The sequence below is a fragment of the Novosphingobium album (ex Liu et al. 2023) genome (assembly GCF_029076845.1).
Classification (GTDB): domain Bacteria; phylum Pseudomonadota; class Alphaproteobacteria; order Sphingomonadales; family Sphingomonadaceae; genus Novosphingobium.
The window spans coordinates 244137-264960 of record NZ_JARESE010000001.1; the positions used below are offsets into that span (position 1 = coordinate 244137).

General features: G+C 67.9%; 22 protein-coding genes and 1 tRNA gene. 15 read left to right on the forward strand and 8 right to left on the reverse strand.

Features of this window, described 5'->3' with window-relative positions; genetic code table 11:
• Positions 1-19: 19 nt before the first annotated feature.
• Positions 20-1546 (reverse strand): methyl-accepting chemotaxis protein, encoded by a 1527-nt coding sequence (locus PYV00_RS01130; protein WP_275226401.1) that lies wholly within the window; start codon positions 1544-1546, stop codon positions 20-22.
• Between the two features lie 289 nt (positions 1547-1835).
• The gene (locus PYV00_RS01135) at positions 1836-2204 is read right to left on the reverse strand and encodes a glycine zipper 2TM domain-containing protein (RefSeq protein WP_275226402.1); all 369 of its coding nucleotides are present in this window, start codon (positions 2202-2204) and stop codon (positions 1836-1838) included.
• A gap of 168 nt (positions 2205-2372) precedes the next feature.
• Between PYV00_RS01135 and PYV00_RS01140 the strand changes: the two genes are divergently transcribed.
• The 7 genes from PYV00_RS01140 (at position 2373) to PYV00_RS01170 (ending at position 8290) form a co-directional block, all read left to right on the forward strand.
• The gene (locus tag PYV00_RS01140) at positions 2373-3230 is read left to right on the forward strand and encodes a PhzF family phenazine biosynthesis protein (protein WP_275226403.1); all 858 of its coding nucleotides are present in this window, start codon (positions 2373-2375) and stop codon (positions 3228-3230) included.
• Between the two features lie 291 nt (positions 3231-3521).
• Positions 3522-3842: an AtpZ/AtpI family protein gene (locus PYV00_RS01145; protein ID WP_275226404.1), complete on the forward strand. Its 321-nt coding sequence runs from the start codon at positions 3522-3524 to the stop codon at positions 3840-3842.
• 66 nt (positions 3843-3908) lie between these two features.
• The gene (locus PYV00_RS01150; RefSeq protein WP_275226405.1) at positions 3909-4700 is read left to right on the forward strand and encodes a F0F1 ATP synthase subunit A; all 792 of its coding nucleotides are present in this window, start codon (positions 3909-3911) and stop codon (positions 4698-4700) included.
• Between the two features lie 46 nt (positions 4701-4746).
• Positions 4747-4974: a F0F1 ATP synthase subunit C gene (locus PYV00_RS01155; protein WP_067538277.1), complete on the forward strand. Its 228-nt coding sequence runs from the start codon at positions 4747-4749 to the stop codon at positions 4972-4974.
• A gap of 79 nt (positions 4975-5053) precedes the next feature.
• The gene (locus tag PYV00_RS01160) at positions 5054-5548 is read left to right on the forward strand and encodes an ATPase (protein WP_275226406.1); all 495 of its coding nucleotides are present in this window, start codon (positions 5054-5056) and stop codon (positions 5546-5548) included.
• Positions 5541-6140 (forward strand): hypothetical protein, encoded by a 600-nt coding sequence (locus PYV00_RS01165; RefSeq protein ID WP_275226407.1) that lies wholly within the window; start codon positions 5541-5543, stop codon positions 6138-6140. The genes PYV00_RS01160 and PYV00_RS01165 overlap by 8 nt, the downstream gene beginning before the upstream one ends.
• Positions 6141-6262: 122 nt before the next feature.
• Positions 6263-8290, forward strand: coding sequence for a tetratricopeptide repeat protein (locus tag PYV00_RS01170; protein WP_275226408.1), 2028 nt, complete (start codon positions 6263-6265; stop codon positions 8288-8290).
• On the opposite strand, the gene gloB is transcribed toward PYV00_RS01170, so the two are convergent.
• The 4 genes from gloB to aroA form a co-directional block, all read right to left on the reverse strand.
• Entirely contained in the window at positions 8291-9049 is a 759-nt protein-coding gene (gene gloB, locus PYV00_RS01175) for a hydroxyacylglutathione hydrolase (RefSeq protein ID WP_275226409.1), read from the reverse strand.
• Positions 9050-9175: 126 nt separating this feature from the next.
• Positions 9176-10894, reverse strand: coding sequence for a 30S ribosomal protein S1 (gene rpsA, locus PYV00_RS01180; protein ID WP_275226410.1), 1719 nt, complete (start codon positions 10892-10894; stop codon positions 9176-9178).
• A gap of 424 nt (positions 10895-11318) precedes the next feature.
• Positions 11319-11939, reverse strand: coding sequence for a (d)CMP kinase (locus PYV00_RS01185; RefSeq protein ID WP_275226411.1), 621 nt, complete (start codon positions 11937-11939; stop codon positions 11319-11321).
• Positions 11936-13252, reverse strand: a complete 1317-nt coding sequence (gene aroA, locus PYV00_RS01190; RefSeq protein WP_275226576.1) for a 3-phosphoshikimate 1-carboxyvinyltransferase — start codon at positions 13250-13252, stop codon at positions 11936-11938. Before aroA ends, PYV00_RS01185 begins: the two co-directional genes overlap by 4 nt.
• 205 nt (positions 13253-13457) lie before the next feature.
• On the opposite strand from aroA, the gene PYV00_RS01195 reads away from it, so the two are divergent.
• From PYV00_RS01195 to trmD, 8 genes are all read left to right on the forward strand, one after another.
• On the forward strand, positions 13458-13778 hold the full coding sequence (locus tag PYV00_RS01195) for a TIGR02300 family protein (RefSeq protein ID WP_275226412.1): 321 nt from the start codon (positions 13458-13460) through the stop codon (positions 13776-13778).
• A 263-nt stretch (positions 13779-14041) separates the two neighbouring features.
• Positions 14042-14117 (forward strand) — tRNA-Ala (locus PYV00_RS01200).
• A 167-nt stretch (positions 14118-14284) separates the two neighbouring features.
• Positions 14285-15724: a signal recognition particle protein gene (gene ffh / locus PYV00_RS01205; RefSeq protein ID WP_275226413.1), complete on the forward strand. Its 1440-nt coding sequence runs from the start codon at positions 14285-14287 to the stop codon at positions 15722-15724.
• Positions 15725-15755: 31 nt separating this feature from the next.
• On the forward strand, positions 15756-16202 hold the full coding sequence (rpsP, locus tag PYV00_RS01210; RefSeq protein WP_275226414.1) for a 30S ribosomal protein S16: 447 nt from the start codon (positions 15756-15758) through the stop codon (positions 16200-16202).
• Between the two features lie 3 nt (positions 16203-16205).
• The gene (rimM, locus tag PYV00_RS01215) at positions 16206-16709 is read left to right on the forward strand and encodes a ribosome maturation factor RimM (protein WP_275226415.1); all 504 of its coding nucleotides are present in this window, start codon (positions 16206-16208) and stop codon (positions 16707-16709) included.
• 18 nt (positions 16710-16727) lie between these two features.
• Entirely contained in the window at positions 16728-17309 is a 582-nt protein-coding gene (locus PYV00_RS01220) for a glycine-rich domain-containing protein (protein ID WP_275226416.1), read from the forward strand.
• The gene (locus PYV00_RS01225) at positions 17303-18124 is read left to right on the forward strand and encodes a TIGR04222 domain-containing membrane protein (protein WP_275226417.1); all 822 of its coding nucleotides are present in this window, start codon (positions 17303-17305) and stop codon (positions 18122-18124) included. Before PYV00_RS01220 ends, PYV00_RS01225 begins: the two co-directional genes overlap by 7 nt.
• A 45-nt stretch (positions 18125-18169) precedes the next feature.
• Positions 18170-18874 carry a tRNA (guanosine(37)-N1)-methyltransferase TrmD gene (gene trmD / locus PYV00_RS01230; protein WP_275226418.1) on the forward strand — a complete coding sequence of 235 codons (705 nt, stop codon included), beginning with the start codon at positions 18170-18172 and terminating at the stop codon, positions 18872-18874.
• On the opposite strand, the gene PYV00_RS01235 is transcribed toward trmD, so the two are convergent.
• Positions 18871-19575 (reverse strand): hypothetical protein, encoded by a 705-nt coding sequence (locus tag PYV00_RS01235; protein WP_275226419.1) that lies wholly within the window; start codon positions 19573-19575, stop codon positions 18871-18873. The two genes, trmD and PYV00_RS01235, sit on opposite strands and share 4 nt — an antisense overlap.
• 10 nt (positions 19576-19585) lie before the next feature.
• Positions 19586-20803, reverse strand: coding sequence for a toxic anion resistance protein (locus PYV00_RS01240; RefSeq protein WP_275226421.1), 1218 nt, complete (start codon positions 20801-20803; stop codon positions 19586-19588).
• Between the last annotated feature and the right edge of the window lie 21 nt (positions 20804-20824).

Below are 20824 nucleotides of genomic sequence, written 5' to 3' on the forward strand. Positions count from 1 at the left end.
TCCGCGAAGCGCGCCAGCTTCAGCCGAAGCCCACCACCTTGCGATATCCGGTGCTGTCCGTCCGGGCCGGCTCGCCGTGGTGGTCGCGGTCCTTTTCGTTGCGCAGCGTGGTGCGCCGCTCGAACTTGAACTGACCGACGACGCGGGCCATCGAGGCCGCCTGATCGGACAGCGCGCGGGCGGCGGCGTTGGATTGCTCGACCATGGCGGCGTTGTGCTGCGTGTTGAGGTCAAGCTGCTGGATATCGCCGCTGAGCGCGCGCATACTTTGCGCCTGCCCGGTCGAATGACGGGAAATCTCGTCGGCCAGCAGCGTGGTCTCGCCCAGCCGGGCGATGATCTCTTCCAGCGCGCTGCGGGTCTGGCCGACCAGGCTGACGCCTTCGTGCACGTCGTGCGACGATTTGGTGATGAGCTGCTTGATGTCGTGGGCCGATTCGGTGGTGCGATGGGCCAGTGCGCGCACTTCGCTGGCAACCACGGCGAAGCCCTTGCCCGCCTCGCCCGCGCGAGCGGCCTCGACCCCGGCGTTGAGCGCCAGCAGGTTGGTCTGGAACGCGATCCCGTCGATCACGTCGATGATGCTGGCGATCTCGGCCGAGGATTGCTTGATCTTGTCCATGGCCACCACCGCCGCGCCCATCACCTGCCCGCCGTGGCCGGCATTGCGGGAGACTTCGCCCACGCTCTGGTCGACATGGCCCGCGCTTTCCGCCGTGGTGCCGATCGTCGCGGTCACCTGGCGGACACCCTCGGCAACGCGCCCGATCGTCGCGGCCTGTTCCTCGGTGCGCAGCGCCAGATCGTTGGCCGCCATGCTGATTTCCTGCGCGCTGATCTTCACGTTCTCGGCCGAATGGGTGATCTCCAGGACCATCGCGCTGATCTGGTGGCGCATGGCGTGGAAATCCCGGGCGAGCTGCCCGTAAGCGTCCGGCAGGTTTTCGAGCTGGGTCTGCAGGTTGCCCTTGGCCAGTTCGGCCAGCGCATGGCTCATCGAATCGAGCGCCCGGCTGCGCGCTTCGGATTCCGCGATGAAATAGGCATCGAGCGCGTGGCTCATGTCATGCAGCGCGGTCTTGACCAGCGCGGCGATCATCCGCCCGGTGGACCGGCTGTTGAACGGCGTCACCAGCCGGCGCGCCATCAGCGCGGTGATGACCTCTTCGAGCACGAAGGCATAGCTGGTGACATAGTAATCGGGCGTCAGGCCGACGCGCGCGTGGACCAGCCCGATCTTTTCCGATCGCTCGGCCGCGTGCCGATCGAACGGCCCGGAAAACAGCTTGAGCCAGTGCGAGAGCTGCGCCGACCGGGCCCTGTCGCGCATTTCCCGTGTCGGCAGCAGTTGCCGCAGCGCCGGCGTCGCCTCGATCCGCGCGTAAAGCGCCCTGAGCGCGGCGGGGGCGTGCTTCTCGATCGCGCGGCGCAGGCGGGGGAAGTGGCGGTAATGCTCGCCGGCGAGTGGGGCGATGCTGGCATGGCGCTCGCGCGCGGGGCCTGCGGCGGGATTTGCGGCGGGGTTTGCTGGGGTCTCGTCGATCATGCCGGGTCTGTCTCCAATGCCACTCGATGCGTGCCTGCCTCTGGTCTCCCGGACTGGGGGCCGGGAGATTTCGAGATGAATGGAGACCGCGTGGCGCCCCCTTGCAAAGCGTGAGCGAAAGCTAGGCAGAAGTGGTTAATGCTCCGCCCAGACCGGAATTAGGGAACGTTCCCGGCATGTCGGTGAGAATATCGGAAGGGATGGCCGGCGTTTTCCCGGGGCGCGAAAAAGGGCGCGCCGCCCGGCCCGGCGGCGCGCCCTGGGATCGGCCGCGCGGCGGCTCAGGCGGTCAGCGGCACTTCAGGTCGCCGCGATCGATCTCGCGCCCCAGCAGGCCACCGGCAACCCCGCCGAGGACCGCGCCCAGCGTGCGATCGCCATTGCCCGCGATCTCGTGCCCGGCCAGCGCCCCCACGCCGGCACCGATGAGAAGCCCGGTCGTGCCGTTGTCGCGGCGGCAGTAATAGCGCCCGTCGCGCCCGCGCCAGACGTGGTCGTTGCGGGTCACGCGGCGCGGCTCGCTATAGCGGCCGCGCGAATCGTAGACATGGGTGTTGTGATGGCGATTGGCGTATGACCGGTGCGGCCGATCGGCCAGGGCGGGCGTGACGGGGAGCGCGACCGCGGCCAGAGTGACAGCCAGCAGGATCTTCTTCATCGTTCGCATCCTTTTGCGTAAACCAGTTTTCCACAACGGTAACTTGCGAAGTGCCGCTTTGCTCCCCAACCCCCGATGAACCGCGCCGATCGCCTGGGCGGGGGGAAGACAAGCCGGGCGCTGGCTGCGATGAACCGCGCCATTGCCATGCTCCGGGGGAGATTCGCCATGAAGCTTGATCTGATCGACGTGTTCGGCACCCGCGCCTTGTCGGGCAATCCGCTGGCCGTGGTGCATGGCGCCGCCGCGCTGGACCCGGCGGCCATGCTCAGGCTGACGCAATGGCTCGGCTTTTCCGAGACGACGTTCCTGCTGCCGCCCGCCGATCCCGCGGCCGATTACCGCGCGCGGATCTTCTATCCAGCGGGCGAATTGCCATTCGCCGGGCATCCGACGCTCGGCACCTGCCACGCCTGGCTGAACGCGGGCGGGCGGCCCAGGGTGCCGGGACGGATCGTGCAGCAATGCGGCATTGGCCTGATCGAAGTGCGGCAGGAGGACGACCTGCTCAGCTTCGCCGCGCCCCCGCTGATCAAGGACGGTCCGCTCGACGCGGCCGAACGGGCTGAAGCGATCCGCGTGGCCGGCGTGCCCGAAGCGGCGGTGATCGAGGCGGTCCACGTGGTCAACGGGCCGCGCTGGCAATTGTTGCGCCTGCGCTCGGCCGAAGAGGTACTGGCCGCCCGCCCGGTGGCGCGGGCCCCGGTGGGCACCGACATCGGCCTTGCCGGGCCTTGCGGCGAAGGCGGCGAGGCCGACTGGGAGCTGCGGGCCTTCTTCGCCAACCAGCACGGCGCGATCGTCGAAGACCCGGTGACGGGCAGCTTCAACGCGGGCGTGGCGCTGCACTTGTTCGCCCACGGCCTGGCCCGGGACGGCTACACTGCCGCGCAGGGCCGCATGACCGGCGCCGATGGCCGGGTGCGCGTGCGCCGCGATGCCGACGGTTCGGTCTGGATCGGCGGCCGCTGCGATACGATCGCGGCGGGGGCGGCGCTGCCGGCCTTCGCGGCGGTCGGGGCATGATGCTGCTCCGCCCGGACCGGGCGCGGCCAAAAACGCTGCCGCGATGCCGGTTGCCGATGGCGACTGATCCCTGGCCGGTGCTTGCGCGCGCGCCATCGAATCGCGGCGATCTCGCGGCGCGCGCCGCAGGGCCGGCAAAGGCGCGGAGCCGGCGTTCGGCCCGCGTTCAGGATAATCCCGCGGTGCAAGACGGCCCACGGTTGACTCGGGATACCCCTCACCCTAAGGGGGCGGCGCCTCGGCGGGCGGCCGTTGTTTTGTGTCAGTCGTTCGATCGAACGGGAGCATGGCATGAACGATGAGCCGGACGCTCGGGACCCTGTCGGTGAGGACAAGCGGATCGACACGCTGGACGAGCGGCTGAAGGCCGTGCGGGCGCGTGAGGAGAAGCGGTGGAAACCGGCCGCGGGCGCGGAAACGGACGAGAATTATCGTGCCGGAAACCGTGTCCTGGCCGATCTCATCGGGGGAATCGTGGGCGGCGCGTTCATTGGCTGGGTGATCGATCACTTCGCCGGCACTTCGCCCTGGGGTCTGTTGGTGATGTTGTTCCTTGGAATATTCGTCTCCTTCAGGAACATCATCCGGATGTCGAACCGGCGCCCTGACTGATCCCTGAAGCGAAGGGGACCACAAGGGGCGCTGTCGCGCATGTAAGGTAGTCGAAGAGGCTTAGACGTGGCAGCCGAAGCGGGCAAAGTCGATCCGATGCACCAGTTCACCATCGAGCCCCTGTTCGGGACCGATGGCTGGCAGGTGGCGGGGTACAACATTCCCTTCACCAATTCCGCCTTGTGGATGGTGATCACGGCGCTGGCCCTGCTGATCTTCGTCGCGGGCGGCATGAAACGCGAGCTGGTGCCCGGCCGCTGGCAGATGGCGGTGGAAAGCTTCACCGGCTTCATCGACGGTATGCTCGCGGCCAATGTCGGCCCGGCGGGCAAGAAGTACGTGCCCTATATCTTCTCGCTGTTCATGTTCATCCTTTTCGCCAACGTGCTGGGAATGCTGCCGCTGGGCGTCATCCCGGGCGCGCATCCGTTCACTTTCACCAGCCATTTCAGCGCCACCGGCGTGCTCGCGATCATGTCGTTCGCGATCGTGCTGATCGTCGGCTTCTGGAAGCACAAGCTTCATTTCTTCTCGCTGTTCGTGCCGCACGGGACGCCGCTCCCGATGATCCCGCTGATCTTCATGATCGAGCTGGTTTCGTTCCTGGTGCGCCCGTTCAGCCTTGGCCTGCGACTGTTCGTCGCGATGATGGCCGGCCACGTACTGCTTGAGGTGCTGTCGGGCTTCGTCATCAGCGGCCTGAACGCAGGCTTGGGCATCGGCCCCGTGGTCAGCCTGCTCAGCTTCGTTCTGATGATCGCGATCGTCGCGCTCGAAGTCCTGGTCGCCGCGATCCAGGCTTATGTTTTCGCGCTGCTGACGTCGCTCTATCTCAACGACGCCGAGAATCTTCACTAAGCCCAACTCAACAACAGTCACGTTTTTCCAGGAAGGAGTTTTTCAAATGGATCAGGAAGCAGCCAAGCTGGTCGGCGCCGGTCTTGCCGCCATCGGTGCGGGTATGGCCGCCATCGGCGTGGGTAACGTCTTCGGTTCGTTCCTTGAGAGCGCGCTGCGCAACCCCGGCGCGGCCGACGGCCAGCAGGGCCGCCTGTTCATCGGCTTCGCCGCCGCCGAACTTCTCGGCCTGCTCTCGTTCGTCGTCGCGATGATCCTCATCTTCGTCGCCTGAACGCATTGCCCCACTGATTCCGGCCGGAGATGCGCCTGACGCGCGCGTTCCGGCCGGGCTGAAAGCTCCGGATTCCGCCATGCCTCAAATAGCCCAGCTATCTGCGACATATGCCAGCCAGATCTTCTGGGTCCTGCTGGTCTTCGGCTTCATCTTCTTCGTCATCGGCCGGGGCATGGTCCCCAAGGTGATGCAGACGGTCGAAGCGCGCGACAAGCAGATCGCGGATGATCTCATGGCGGCGGAAGCCGCGCGCAAGGCGGCGGATGCCGAGGAAGAAGCCTGGCGCAAGCGTGAGAACGAGAACCGCGCGCGGGCGCAGGCGATCATCGCCAGCGCCAAGGGCGAGGCGGCCAAGGCGTCCGAAAGCCGTCTGGTCGCGGTCCACGCCCGGCTCGATGCGCATCTCGCCGAGGCCGAGGCACGCATCGCCGCCGCGCGCGACGGCGCCATGGCCGAGATCGAAACGGTGGCGAGCGAGGCCGCGGGCGACATCGTCGCGCGGATCGCCGGCGTCACTGTGGACGAAGCCGCCACCCGCGCCGCCGTCAAGGATGTGCTGGCCCATGGCTGAGAGTGCCGATGCGATGAACCACGAGACCGCGGCCGAGGCCGCTCACGGCGGCGAAAGCCCGATCAAGACCGAGACGCTGGCCGATGGCGAGCACGCGGTGCATGTGCCCGAACCGGAGGCCCTGGGCTTCGGGCCGGGCGGCTGGGTCGCGCTTGCGGTTATCGTCCTGCTGGTCGTCGCGCTGTGGAAGAAGGTTCCCGGCATGTTGACCAAGGGGCTCGACAGCTCGATCGCCGAGATCAGGAAACAGCTCGACGAGGCCAAGACCCTGCGCGCCGAGGCCGAGGCGTTGCGCAAGGAATACGCCGACAAGATCGCCAATGCCGAAAAGGACGCGGCGGCGATGATCGAACATGCCCGGCATGAGGCCGAGGCGATCGTCGCCAAGGCCGAGGCCGATACCACCGATGTGATCGCCCGCCGCGAGAAGATGGCCGAGGACAAGATCGCCGCCGCCGAACGCGCCGCGATCGCCGACTTGCGCGCCAAGGCCGCCAGCGCCGCCGCCACGGCCGCGAAAAGCCTGATCAAGGCCAACCACTCGGCCGATGCCGACAAGGCGCTGGTGGACGAAGTGATCGGCTCGATCTGATCGCCCGCCAGTTTCGAACACACAAGAACCCCCGCCGCGCGCGGGGGTTTTTTGTTGGTGGCAACGGCCCGCCGGGGCCCGTGCCGCTTCCCCGTCGGCGGATCGGATTCTAGGATGGGCGCATGAGCCAGATGTCCATCGATCGCGCGTTGCGGCGCGCCGTGACCGCGCAGCGCAAGGGGGCGGTAGAGGAAGCGAAAGCCATCTATGCGCAGATCCTGCGCGTCCAGCCCAACAATGCCCGCGCCCGGCAAGCGCTGGGCGCATTGCAGGGTGGCGCCGCCGCCAGCCCGGCCGCGGTGCCGATCGCGGAACTCCAGGCGCTTCTCACCGCGTTCCAGAACAACGCCTTCGCCCCTGTCGCCGTAAAGTGCGAAGCGCTCCTTTCGCAGTTTCCGCAGTCGCATGAACTGTGGTTCCTGCTGGGATCGAGCCGGAAATTCCTGAACGATGCCACCGGCGCGATCGACGCGCTGGGCAAGGCGGTAGCGCTCCATCCCACGTTCGCGCAGGCCCATGTGCTGCTGGGCGAAAGCCTGGTCGAGCTGGGGCGGCGCGAAGCGGCAGTCACGGCGTTCGAACGGGCGGTGGAACTGGAGCCGGCGAATATCGCGACGCTCGCCAGTCTGGGCCGGGTGTTCAAGGCGCTCCGCAGGCTGAACGATGCCTTGTCGTGCTTTCGGCGGATCGTGGAGCATGATCCCGCCCATGCCGATGCGCATTTCCAGCTGGGCATGATCCTGCGCCGGCTGGGCCGTTACCCCGAAGCGGTCGATCATCTGGCGCGAGTGCTTGAAGCCGATCCCGATCGCGGGTGGGCGCTTGGCGACAAGCTGCACTGTCAGGCGCAGATGTGCGACTGGCGCGCGTTCAGCGAGTTCGCGACGGTGAAGGCCCGCCTCGGCGTGGAGCCGAACGATGCGGTAAGTCCCTGGACGATGCTGGCGTTCGAGGACGATCCGATGCGGCAGAAGGCGCGTTCGGCCAACCATGCCGCGCGGAACATGCTTCCCGAAACGCCGGCCGCGCGACCCGGTCCCTGGCCCCGGCGCGGCCGGATCCGGGTGGGATATTTCGCTTCCGAATTCGGCGACACCGCGCTGATGCACCTGATGTCCGGCCTGTTTCGCGAGCATGACCGGACGCGGTTCGAGATTGTCGCGTTCGGCTACGGCCCGCCGCGCTCCGGGGGCGCAAGGGACGAGCTGATCCGCCATGTCGATCGCTTCATCGAGATCGAGGGGCGATCGGACAAGGACGTCGCCGCTTTGGCGCGCCAGCTCCAGCTCGATATCGCCATCGATCTCAACGGCTACACGTCCAGCTCGCGCTCGCGCCTGTTCGCGCTGCACCTGGCGCCGGTCCAGATCAATTTCCTGGGCTACCCGGGCACGATGGGCGCCGATTTCATGGACTATATCGTGGCCGACCCCGTGGTCATTCCGCCGGCCGAAAGGGCGGCCTACAGCGAACGCGTCATCTATCTGCCCAACAGCTACCTGCCGACCGACAACCGCTTGGCCATCGCCGAAACGCCGAGCGCGCGTGCCGACTTCGGCCTGCCGGCAAGCGGCTTCGTGTTCTGCTGCTTCAACCAGCCGTTCAAGATCACGCCGCGCGAATTCGCCATCTGGATGCGCCTGCTCGGTAAAGTGGAAGGCAGCGTCCTGTGGCTGCTGCGGTCCAATGAATGGGCCGAGGCCAATCTGCGGCGCGAAGCGGCGGAACGCGGCATCGATGGCGCGCGGCTGATATTCGCCGATCGCATGGCGAGCGATCGCCATCTCGATCGGCACCGCCATGCCGACCTGTTCATTGATACGTTCCATGTCAACGCGCACACCACCGCGGCGGATGCCTTGTGGGCCGGCTTGCCGGTGGTCACGCTGGCAGGGCGGCAGTTCGCCGCGCGCGTCGCCGCCAGCGTGCTGCGCGCCGCCGACATGCCCGAACTGATCACCCACGGCGAGGACGAATACGAAGCCGTGATTCTCGCGCTTGCGACAAGCCCGGCCAGGCTTGCCGCCGTCAGGAAGAAGCTGCTGGCCCATCGCGCGACATCGGCGCTGTTCGATACCGCGCGCTATACCCGGGATTTCGAGCAGGCGCTCACGCTGGTCTACGAGCGATCGGTGCCCGCCGCCGCCTGATCAGAACCCGTCCTTGGCCGCGCGCAGCGCCGCGAACGTCGCCACCGCGTCGCCCCCGCCCCAGCGGGCCTGAAGCGCGGGATCATCCGCCCGCAGGAACGGGTTCGTCGCCAGTTCGCGGTCGAGCCGCGTGGGCACGGTCGGCAAGTCTTCCGCGCGGCGCCGGGCGATGTCCTTGGCATAGGCGCCCAGCGCGGCATTGTCGGGATCGGCGTGGAGCGCGAAGCGCGCGTTGGACGCGGTATATTCGTGTGCGCAATAGACCAGCGTGTCGGCCGGCAGGGCCTTGAGCCGCGACAGGCTTGCCCAGAATTGCGGCGGCGTGCCTTCGAACATGCGCCCGCAGCCCAGCGCGAACAGCGAATCGCCCACGAAGACGATGCCCGCCTCGGGCAGATGATAGGCGATGTGGCCCAGGGTGTGGCCGCCCACGTCGATCACATGCGCCGCGAAGGCACCGAGCATGACCATGTCGTCCTGCCGCACGGTCCGGTCGATGGCGGCGATGCGCGGGGCATCGACTGCGGGCGCGATCACCGTGCAGCCTGTGGCCGCCTTGATCGCCGCGTTCCCGCCGGCGTGATCGGGATGCCAGTGCGTGTTCCAGATCTGCGTGATGCGCCAGCCCTTCGCCTTCGCCTCGCGCAGACAGGCATCGGCATCGGGTGTGTCGATGCAGGCGGTCTCGCCGCTGGCCGGATCGTGCAGCAGGAAGCCGTAGTTGTCGGACAGGCAGGGGAACTGGTGGACTTCGAGCATGATCGCAAGGCTCCTTTGCCCGCTGTCTAGCGTATCGTCAGGGCAAAACGAAAGCCCGCCCGGTCGTGAAACCGGACGGGCTTTTCGGGATCGGCTTGCGGCCGGCCGGAGCCGGCGGCGCGAAGCTTAGCGGTTCTTCAGCGCTTCGCCGAGGATGTCGCCCAGCGAGGCACCCGAGTCCGACGAACCGTACTGTTCGACCGCTTCCTTCTCTTCGGCCAGCTGGCGGGCCTTGATCGAGAAGTTGGGCTTCTTCGAACGGTCGAAGCCGATGACCAGGGCATCGACCTTCTGGCCGACCTGGAAGCGATCCGGGCGCTGCTCGTCGCGATCGCGACCCAGGTCCGAACGCTTGATGAAGCCGGTGGCGCCATCGTCGCCGGCCTGCACCTCGAGGCCGCCATCGCGCACTTCGAGGACCGTGACGGTGACGACTTCGCCGCGCTTGAGCGAGCTGCCGCCGGTGCCGCCGCTCGCAGCCACGCCGCCCGCCGCCGGAGCGCCACGCTCAAGCTGCTTCATGCCCAGGCTGATGCGTTCCTTCTCGACATCGACGTCGAGCACCACGGCCGAGACCTGCTCGCCCTTGCGGTGCAGCGCCAGCGCGTCCTCGCCCGAGATGCCCCAGGCGATGTCCGACATGTGGACCATGCCGTCGACATCGCCGTCGAGGCCGATGAACAGGCCGAACTCGGTTGCGTTCTTGACTTCGCCTTCCACGGTCGAGCCGACCGGGTGCTTCTCGGCGAATTCTTCCCACGGATTGCGCTGGGCCTGCTTGAGACCCAGGCTGATGCGGCGCTTTTCCGAATCCACTTCCAGCACCATGACTTCGACTTCCTGCGAGGTCGAAACGATCTTGCCGGGGTGGACGTTCTTCTTGGTCCAGCTCATTTCCGAAACGTGGACCAGGCCTTCGATGCCCGGTTCCAGCTCCACGAAGGCGCCGTATTCGGTGATGTTGGTGACCGTGCCGGTCAGCTTGGCGCCGACCGGATACTTGGCCGCCGCGCCTTCCCACGGATCGCTTTCAAGCTGCTTCATGCCCAGCGAGATGCGCTGCGTATCCTGGTTGATGCGGATGATCTGGACGCGCACGGTATCGCCGATGGCGATCACTTCGCTCGGGTGGTTGACCCGCTTGTAGCTCATGTCGGTGACATGGAGCAGGCCGTCGATGCCGCCCAGATCGACGAAGGCGCCGTAATCGGTGATGTTCTTCACCACGCCTTCGATCACCTGGCCTTCGGTCAGCTTGTCGATCAGCTCGCTGCGCTGCTCGGCGCGGGTCTCTTCCAGCACGGCGCGGCGCGAGACGACGATGTTGCCGCGGCGGCGATCCATCTTGAGGATCTGGAAGGGCTGGGGCACGTCCATCAGCGGCTGCACGTCGCGCACCGGGCGGATATCGACCTGCGAGCCGGGCAGGAAGGCCACGGCGCCGTCAAGATCGACCGTGAAGCCGCCCTTGACGCGGCCGAAGATCACACCCTCGACGCGCTTGCCTTCGCCGAATTCGCTTTCGAGCTTGTCCCACGCGGCTTCGCGGCGGGCACGGTCACGGCTGAGCATCGCTTCGCCGTCGGAATTCTCGACCCGGTCGACGAAGACTTCGACTTCGTCACCGACCTTGAGGCCGTGGTCTTCATCACCGCGCGCGAATTCGCGCAGGGACACGCGGCCTTCGCTCTTGAGGCCGACGTCGATGACGGCCTTGTCGTTTTCGATGGCGGTGACGGTGCCCTTGACGACGCGGCCTTCAAAGCCGTCATCGGCGACGCCGCCGAGCTGTTCGTCAAGGAGTTTCGCGAAATCATCGCGCGTGGGGTTTGCCGAAGAGGCCATTCAGTTGAGTCCTGTTTCAGTCGATTTTGCCGGCCAGGCGGTTTTTCCGCCGGTCTTGTGGCCGAACCGCCGCGAGAGCCGAACGCCGATCGCGGCGTCCGCAAGGCGCGCTCCCCAAAAGCGAAAAGGGCGCGAGAAGGCATCCCCGCGCCGCGTCACCCAAAGGAAACTGCCTGTTGGACGGGCGGGCGCTTAGGGGAGATAGGGTCGGAAAGCAAGGAAAATGGGACGAGCGCGCGCGGCGGGCGGGCGGTTTGCGGAGCCGTCGGGGCGATCGGTGAAGCGGGTTGCCCGCGCACTGCGCTCCCCGCGAACCATCGGTGAGTGCGGTGCGATGGATGCTGAAACACGTTCTGCATGACGGGGGTAGGCGAGGGAGCGGGGAGGGCACTCATCAGCGCATCGCACGGGTCGCGCTTGCCCCCTATCCCCGCCGCGCTTCCACCAGCGCGATTGCCGCCGCGACCGCCGCGTCGCGGTCCAGCCCGGAGGTGTCGAGCACGATCGCGTCCTCGGCCGGGCGCAGCGGGGCGGCGGCGCGGGTGCGGTCGCGCTCGTCGCGCCGGGCGAGGTCGGCGGCGATCTCTTCGCGGTCGGCAGCGCGGCCTTGCGCGCGCATTTCGAGGAAGCGCCGCTCGGCCCGCGCGGGGATCGAGGCGGTGACGAACAGCTTCACTTCGGCCTCGGGCGCGATGACGGTGCCGATGTCGCGTCCGTCGAGCACCGCGCCGCCCGGCTGCAGGGCAAAGCGGCGCTGGCGCTGATACAGCGCCTGGCGTACCGCCGGATGCACCGAGACCCGGCTGGCCAGCCCACCGCTCGCTTCGGAGCGCAGCTCGGGATCGGTCAGCAGGTCGGCGGGAAAATCGCAGGCGGCCAGCGCATCGGCCTCGCGGTCGGGATCGCCGCCGGCCAGCGCCACTTGCCGGCCCACGGCGCGGTAGAGCAGCCCGGTATCGAGATGCGGCAGCCCGTAATGCGCCGCCAGCGCCTGGGCGATCGTGCCCTTGCCCGAAGCGGTGGGGCCATCCACCGCGACGATCATGCGACGAGCCCGTCGAGCATCGCCTCGAACACCGGGAAGCTGGTGGCGATGGGGCGCGTGTCGTCCACTTCGATGCCCTGGCGGCTGGCGAGGCCGGCAATCGCCATCGACATGGCGATGCGGTGATCGAGGTGGGTGGCGATGGCGTCCGGCGTGCCCGGCAGCGGATCGCCGCCCGTGCCTTCGATGACGAGGCCATCCTCGCGCTCGTCGATTCGCGCGCCGGCGGCAGCGAGCGCGGTGGCCATGACCGCGAGGCGATCCGATTCCTTGACGCGCAGCTCATCGAGGCCGGACGTGGTGGTGGTGCCGCTCGCCAGCGCGGCGGCGACGAAGAGCGCGGGGAACTCGTCGATCATGCTGGGGGCGATCGCCGGATCGACGTCGATCCCGGTCAGCGCGGAATGGCGCACGCGCAAGTCCGCCACCGGCTCGCCGCCCACCTCGCGCGGGTTCTGCGCCTCGATCGCGCCACCCATCTGGCGCAGCGCCGTGACCAGGCCGGCGCGAGTGGGGTTGAGGCCCACGTTCTCGATCACGATGTCGCTGCCCGGCACCAGCAGCGCGGCGACCAGGAAGAACGCGGCCGACGAGGGATCGCCCGGCACGTCGATCGCTTGCGGGCGCAGCTCCGCCTCGCCCCGGATGGCGATCACGCGCGTGCCGTCGGCCTCGACCGTCACGTCGAGATCGGCGCCGAAGCCTTTCAACATGCGCTCGGAATGGTCGCGGGTCGGCACCGGCTCGATCACCGTGGTGATCCCCGGCGTGTTGAGCCCGGCCAGCAGCACCGCGCTTTTCACCTGGGCCGAGGCGACCGGCAGGCGATAGGTGATCGGCACGGCGGGCGAGGCGCCGCGCAGGATCAGCGGCAGCCGGCCGCCTTCGCTGGCGGAGACTTGCGCGCCCATCCGCGTCAGCGGTTCGATCACCCGGCCCATCGGCCGCTGCGACAGGCTGGCATCGCCCACGAAGCTGGCGCTGATCGGATGGCTGGCGACCAGGCCCATGAGCAGCCGCGTGGACGTGCCCGAATTGCCCATGTCGAGCGGGCCGCGCGGTTGCAGCAGCGCGCCGGCGCCAACCCCGTGGACGCGCCATTGGCCTTCGTCGATGCGCTCCACCGAAGCGCCCATGGCGCGCATCGCGGCGGCCGTGGCCAGCACGTCCTCGCCTTCGAGCAGGCCCGAGATCCGGCTTTCGCCCACCGCCAGCGCGGACAGCATGATCGCGCGGTGGCTGATCGACTTGTCGCCCGGCACGCGGATCCGGCCCTTGAGCGGCCCGCTGGGGCGGAATCGGCGCGGCTGCATCGCGGAGGCGGGATCGTGGCTCACGGGGCGGGCTTTCCTGACAGGCCGAGGGTGCGAAAGGCGCGCGGCTTTTGACAGCGCGTGGCGCCTATGGCAAGGCGCCCGCCCTGATGCGTGCCCCGGCCTTGATTTCTCCGGGGCGCATGACCATCACTTGCTTTTTTTCGCGCTGCCCTGCCGGACAGACGCATAATGAGGATAGTTCATGGCCAAGCCTGAATGGGGCGCCAAGCACGGCTGCCCGAAATGCGGCACTCGCTTTTACGACATGGGCAAGGATGACCCGGTCACCTGCATCGAGTGCGGCCATACCTGGAACCCCGAGCCGGTGCTGAAATCGAAGCAGCCGATTCCGTTCGAGGAAGTGCAGAAGAAGGAAGTCGAGGAGACCGAGGACGTCGATCTGGCCGAGGAGGATCTGGACATCGACGATGACGGCGATTCGCCCGACAACGATGTCGACCTTGGCGGTGACGACGATCTGGGCGTGCACGGCGCCGGTGACGACGACGACACCGATAGCTGAGTCTTAAAAATATGGGAAATGCGCGAAAGAGCGCATTTCCTTGCGGCACCGGCCCGCTCCCCCACCCGGCCTCCCATCAGGATACTTGCGCGGGTGGCCGGGCGGAGGAGCGGGCCGGCCAACGGACAGATCGGTCATGACCCGGACCAAATTTGTCCTTGCCAACCGGATGAGCCGTCACTAGAGGGCGGCGTCCCGGCTCCAGGAGAAATCCGAAGGCCGGGGATGCGAGTCCCCCAGGACCCGCATCGACAGAATGGAACGGGGCCGTAGCTCAGCTGGGAGAGCGCTACAATGGCATTGTAGAGGTCAGGGGTTCGATCCCCCTCGGCTCCACCATTCGGGACGCGGCGTAAATTCGGCCCATGACGGGCTGCAAAAGCCTCGCCCTGAACCGATTTCCGCCACGTCCCGGACGTGGTCGAATGACTTGAGCGACACGCTGGCTGACGAGGTTTCGTCCGCCGGCGTTTTTGGCATTTACGCCGGCAGGAGTGCGCGAGGACATGTTCGACAGTCTTTCCGATCGTCTCGGCGGCGTATTCGACAAGCTGCGCGGGCGCGGCGCGCTCAAGGAGCAGGACGTCCGCGATGCCATGCGCGAAGTGCGCATCGCGCTCCTGGAAGCCGATGTCGCGCTGCCGGTGGTGCGCCGCTTCGTCGATCAGGTGACGGAAAAGGCCGTCGGCCAGTCGGTGCTGCGCTCGGTCACGCCGGGGCAGCAGGTCGTCAAGATCGTCAATGACGCGCTGGTCGAGATGCTGGGCGGCGAAGACACGCCGGGCCTCGATCTCAATGCCGCGCCGCCGGTGGTCATCATGATGGTGGGCCTCCAGGGTTCGGGCAAGACCACCAGCACCGCCAAGCTGGCCCGGCTGCTGAAGGAGAAGGAAGGCAAGAAGGCGATGATGGCGTCGCTCGACGTCAACCGCCCGGCCGCGCAGGAACAGCTCAAGGTGCTGGGCGAGCAGGTCGGCGTCGCCACGCTGCCGATCATCCCCGGCCAGCAGCCCACCGAGATCGCCACGCGCGCGCTGCAGGCCGCCCGGTTGCAGGCGGTGGACGTGCTGCTGCTCGATACGGCCGGCCGCCTCCATGTCGATCAGCAGCTGATGGACGAGATGAAGGCGGTCGCCGCGATCTCGGCCCCGCGCGAAACGCTGCTGGTGGTCGATTCGCTCACCGGCCAGGACGCGGTCAACGTGGCGCAGAGCTTCTCGGGCCAGGTGGACCTGACGGGCGTGATCCTCACCCGCATGGATGGCGATGCGCGCGGCGGCGCGGCCCTGTCGATGCGCGCCGTCACCGGCAAGCCGATCAAGTTCGCCGGCACGGGCGAGAAGCTCGACGCGATCGAGGTGTTCCACCCCAGCCGCGTCGCCAATCGCATCCTGGGCATGGGCGACATCGTCTCGATCGTCGAAAAGGCGGCGGCGACGGTCGAGGCCGAGGATGCCGAGCGCATGGCCGAGCGCATGGCGCAAGGCAAGTTCGACATGAACGACCTGCGCGGCCAGCTTCGCCAGATGCAGAAGATGGGCGGCCTGGGCGTGCTTGCCGGCATGATGCCGGGCATGAAGAAGGCCAAGGCGGCGATGCAGGCCTCGGGCATGGACGATCGGGTGCTGCTGCGCATGGATGCGATCATCGGCTCGATGACGCCGAAGGAACGTGCCAATCCCGCGCTGCTCAACGCCCGGCGCAAGATCCGCGTCGCCAACGGTTCCGGCACGCAAGTGCAGGACGTTAACAAGCTGCTGAAAATGCACATGGAAATGGCCAAGGCGATGAAGCAGATCAAGAAGATGGGCGGGCTCAAGGGCCTGGGCGCGCTGTTCGGCAAGGGCGGGATCGATGCCGCGATGCCGGGTCTGGGCGGGCCTGGCGGCGGCTTTCCCGGCATGGGCGGCGGCCAGCCCGATCTCTCGAAATTTCTCAAGAAGTAAGTATCAGCGTTTGGAAGAAAGGTAAGAAACCATGTCAGTTGCAATCCGTCTGTCGCGCGGTGGCGCGAAGAAGCGGCCCTATTACCGGGTGGTCGTGTCGAACTCGCGTTCGCCGCGTGACGGCAAGTACCTTGAGCAGATCGGCACTTATAACCCGGTGCTGGCCAAGGACGACCCGGAGCGCGTGAAGCTCAACGAGGATCGCACCCGCTACTGGCTGGGCGTCGGCGCGCAGCCGACCGATCGCGTTGCCCGCCTGCTCGACAAGGCCGGCATCAAGGAGCGCGCCGCGACGGTCAACCCGAACAAGGGCGAGCCGGGCAAGAAGGCCAAGGAGCGCGCCGAGGAGCGGGCCGAGAAGCTGCGCGAGGCCGAGGAAGCCGCGAAGGCCGCCGCCGAGGCTCCGGCCGAGGAAGAAGTCGCTGCCGAGGAAGCTCCCGCCGAGGAAGCCGCCAGCGAGGAACAGGCCGAGGGTTAAGCCTTGGCGGCTGATCGGCCCGTCACGCTTGCCGTCATCACCGGCGCGCATGGCGTGACGGGAGAGGTCCGGCTGAAGCTGTTCGGTGAAGGCGTGGCGGAATTGGGGCGCTATCGCGCGTTCAACGATGCCACGCTGTCGCTGGTCAAGCTGCGCGACGATGGCAAGGGCGGGGCGATCGCGCGCTTTGCCGAAGTGGCCGATCGCAACGCGGCCGAGGCGCTGCGCGGCACCGCGCTGGCCGTGCCGCGCGCCGCCCTGCCCGCGCTGGGCGAGGGCGAATACTACCACGCCGACCTGATCGGCCTTCCCGCCGTTTCCACCACGGGCGAAGCGCTGGGCACCTGCATCGCGGTCGAGAACTTCGGCGCGGGCGATGTGCTGGAGATCGAGCGCCCTCCGGTCGAGGGCAAGCGCGGCAAGCGCTTCATGGTGCCCATGCGGATCGAGGCCGTGCCCGAATGGGACCATGAGCGCATGGTGATCAGCACCGCCTACGTGGACTAGCGGCGAGGGCGGGAGGGCATGGCCGGAACCGCGCCTCTGCTGCCGGACGACGATCCGCTTTGGCAAGCGCTGTGCGGCTATGCCATTGGCCCCGGGGACGCGGCGCGGGGCTTTGCCGATCGCCTCGCGCGCGAGAACGGCTGGAGCGCTGCCCATGCGGATCGGGTGATAGAGGAATATCGCCGCTTCTGCTGGCTGTGCGTGCGGGCGGACCATGTCGTCACCCCGTCGGAGGATGTCGATCAGGCCTGGCATCTTCATTTGCTCTACAGCCGCGATTACTGGGAACGGTTCTGCCCGCAAGTGCTGGGCCGGCCGCTGCACCACGGCCCGACGCGCGGCGGCATGGCCGAGCAGGAAAAGCACTTCACGCAATACGCGCTGACGCTGCGCAGCTATGAACGGCGCTTCGGTCCGCCGCCCGAGGATATCTGGCCGGTGGCCGCCCGCAGGTTCGCGCGTGAGCTCACGGCGCGCCGGGTCCATCGCGACGCGGTGTTCATCGTCCCCCGCAAAATCGCTTATCGGCTTGTGGCTCTGGGGCTATTGTCGCTCATGGTGCTCGGTGCCTGGGTGGTGGGGATGCACGCCGGATGGTGACGGATATCTTCGATCTGCGCGGGCCGGAATTCCTGGCGCTTTATGCCGCTCTCCTGGCGCTGGCGATCCTGCTGGGGGCGATCCTGCCCCGGCTGGTGCGGCCGGCGGGCGCGATGGCAGCACCTGCCGGGGCGGAAGAAGCGGCCTATCTTGCCGGCGGTGCCGATCGTCTGGCCGAATCGGCGGTGGCGCGCCTGCTGTCGGCCAGGGCTCTGGTGGTCGATGGCCAGCGCTTCGCCATGAATCGCACGGCCGTCGCGCGCTCTGAGGTGGAGCGCGCCATCCTGCGCTTGCCCGATCGGTCCGGCTGGAACCAGGTGCGCCGGGCGATCGCGCCCGAGGCGGCGCGGATACGGGATCGGCTGGTGCGGTCCGGCCTGCTCAAGGATGCTGCCGCGCGCCTGCGCACGCGCGCGGTGCAGACCGCGCCTTATGCCGTGCTCGTCGTGATCGGTCTGGCGAAGATCGAGGTTGGGCTGGCACGCGGCAAGCCTGTCGGCATCCTGGTTTCTCTGGTGATCGTCACGGCGTTTCTCGGCGTGATCCGCTGGTTCACGCTCGATGCGCGGACCAGCGCCGGCGCGCGGGCGATCAAGGGCATGGCGCTGGAATACGATCGTATGCGCCGCGCGCCCGTGCGTGAGGAGACGGGCATGGCCGTCGCACTGTTCGGCACCACTGTGCTGGCCGGCTCTCCCATGGCCGATTTCCATGCGTTGCGCGCGCCCGGTTCCTCGTCGGGCGACAGTGGCGGCAGCGGGTGCAGTGGCGGCGGCGGCGGTGGCTGCGGGGGTTGCGGTGGCGGTGGAGACTAGGCGCGCGGCCTTGCCAATCGCGCCGGCGCGCGTAAGCGCTGGGGGATGACTTTCGCCGCCACGGTCCTGACGCTCTACCCTGACATGTTTCCCGGCCCGCTCGGCATCTCGCTGGCCGGGCGCGCGCTGGCGGACGGGACATGGTCGCTCGACACCGTGCATATCCGCGATTTCGCCACGGACCGGCACCGCACCGTGGACGATACGCCCGCGGGCGGCGGCGCGGGCATGGTGCTCAAGGCCGATGTGCTGGCCGCCGCGATCGACCATGCGCGCGCGGCCCGGCCGGCTTGCCCGGTGCTGGCGATGACCCCGCGCGGCGCGCCGTTGACGCAGGCGCGGGTGCGGGCGCTGGCGGCGGGGCCGGGCGTGACCATCCTGTGCGGCCGTTTCGAAGGCTTTGACGAGCGCATCTTCGCCGGCCGCGATGTCGAGGAGATCGCGGTGGGCGATGTCGTGCTCTCGGGCGGGGAGCCGGCGGCGCTGCTGCTGCTCGATGCCTGCGTGCGGCTGCTGCCCGGCGTGATGGGCGCGGCGGCCAGCGGCACCGAGGAATCGTTCGAGAACGGCCTGCTCGAATATCCGCAATATACCCGGCCGGTCGAATGGGAAGGGCGTGCGATTCCCGAAGTGCTGCGCTCGGGCGATCACGCCAGGATCGCCGCCTGGCGCCGCGCGCGGGCGGAAGAGGATACCCGGGCGCGCCGGCCCGATCTGTGGGCGGCGCGCCTGAAGGGCGACCGGCCTTAATCGTCGCGCGCGGTGGTGATGTAGCGGGTTTCGAGGAAGCGGCCGCGCACGGCCAGGGCATCGAGCTCGTTGCGGGCCAGATGCTCGGACATCGTCTCGATCTCGCTGGCGATCACTTGCAGGCCATCGACCAGTTGCGCTTCGGGCGTCGATCCGGCGTGGGGCTTGCCGCGCAGCGAGCTGGGGATGCGGGTATAGCTGTTGACCAGTCCGGGCAGATGCTCGGTCAGCAGCTTGCGCACTTCGCGCGCGGCCGGCTCGTTCTCGCCCAGCGTTTCGAGCTGCGGGGCGAGTTGTTCGAGCCGCGCGCCGATCAGGTCGATCGCGTCGAGCGCGGGGCTGGGCAAGGCGCGGCGGCGCGTTTCCAGCCACAGTTCGGCCGATCCGGCCAGTTCCGGCAAGCTCGCCTCGGCCAGATCCTCGGCGCGCGGGCGCGGGGTGGAAGGATAGAGTGCCAGCACGAAGAACACGACCAGCGACAGCGCCATGATGGAAAGATACGTGCCGTCGGGCAAGCCGTTGAGGGCGAAGCTCGCGCCGATCGTGGCGACGAGGAACGCGGCAAGGCTGAGGAAGGCGCGGCGCAGCCGGCGCAGGCGGAAGCGCCAGCGTTCCTGCTTGGCGCGCCGCAGCCGCCACGCGCGCTGGCGGCGCGCTTCCCGCAGGATCGCGATCTGGACCGGGCTGCGCTCGCCGTTCATGGGTTCGTGGCTACTCCAGCGAGTCCAGCAGGCTCTTGCCGGCGGGCGTGCCGCGCGCGTCGGCGATGGCTTCGGCCTGGCCCTGGGCGCGGGCGATATAAGCCCTGGACTTGCCGATCTCGCCTTCGAGCGACGTCACCGTCTGCTTCATCGAATCGAGCGCCTTGAGCTTGAAGGTGTCGATAGAATCCATCGTGTCATAGATGTTCTGGAACGCGCGGCTCAGCGTTTCCAGCGGGATCGTCGCGCTGGCCGCCTGCTGGTGGATGCGCGCGGTATTGTCCTTCAGCATCTGGCCGGTGGCATCGATGATGTTGGCGGTGGTGGTGTTGAGCGCGGTGATCTGGTCGAGCACCAGCTTCTGGCTGGTCATCGCCTGCGCCACGGTGACGGCGGTGCGCAGCGCGCTGACCGTCGTGGTCGAGGCGCGATCGACGCCCTTGACCAGTTCCACGTTGTTCTTCTTGACGAGGTCGAGCGCGAGGTAGCCCTGCACGCTCACCGCCATCTGCGTCAGCAGGTCCTGCGTGCGCTGGCGGACATAGAACAGCGCGGTCTCGCGGATCGTCTTGGCCTTGGCCGGATCGGTCGCATCGAGGTCGGCCGCCTTCTGTTCCAGCGCGGTGTCGAGCGCCTTGGACATGTGGATCATCTGTTCCAGCTTGCCCAGCGCGGCCCACAGGTTCTGCCGCTCCACGTCGATCGCGGCATTGTCCATCAGCAGCTCGTCCTTGCCGCCCTGCAGGCGGGCGAGGATCGCGCTGATGTGGCCTTGCGCGCTGGTATAGCTGTCGAAATAGTTCTTCAGCTTGTTGCCGAAGGGGATCACACCCAGGATCTTGCGCGGGGCCAGCAGGTTGCCCTTGCGCGAGGGATCGAGGTCTTCGACCGTGCGGCGCAATTGGGCCAGATCGGCACCGACGCCGCTGGTTTCGTCCATCGCCCGGATCGGCCGGTCGAGAAAGCGGTTGGACTGGCCGGCGGCCTCGGCGATCTCGCGCCGGCCCATGTTGGTGATCTGGTCGACGCGCTTGCCGAATTCGGGCGAATTGGCATCCTGCGCGACGAGATCGTCGACGAATTCCTCGACCCGCTGTTCCAGCCTGGACTTCGCCTCGTCGCTCACCGGCACGAGCCCGGCGGCCTTTTCCGCCTGCACCACGGGCACCGGATCGGGCGGCGTCAGTTTCAGGTCCCCGGCCGTAGCGGTCGTCGTTTCAGAAGCCATGTCAGCAAAACCCCTCGTGCA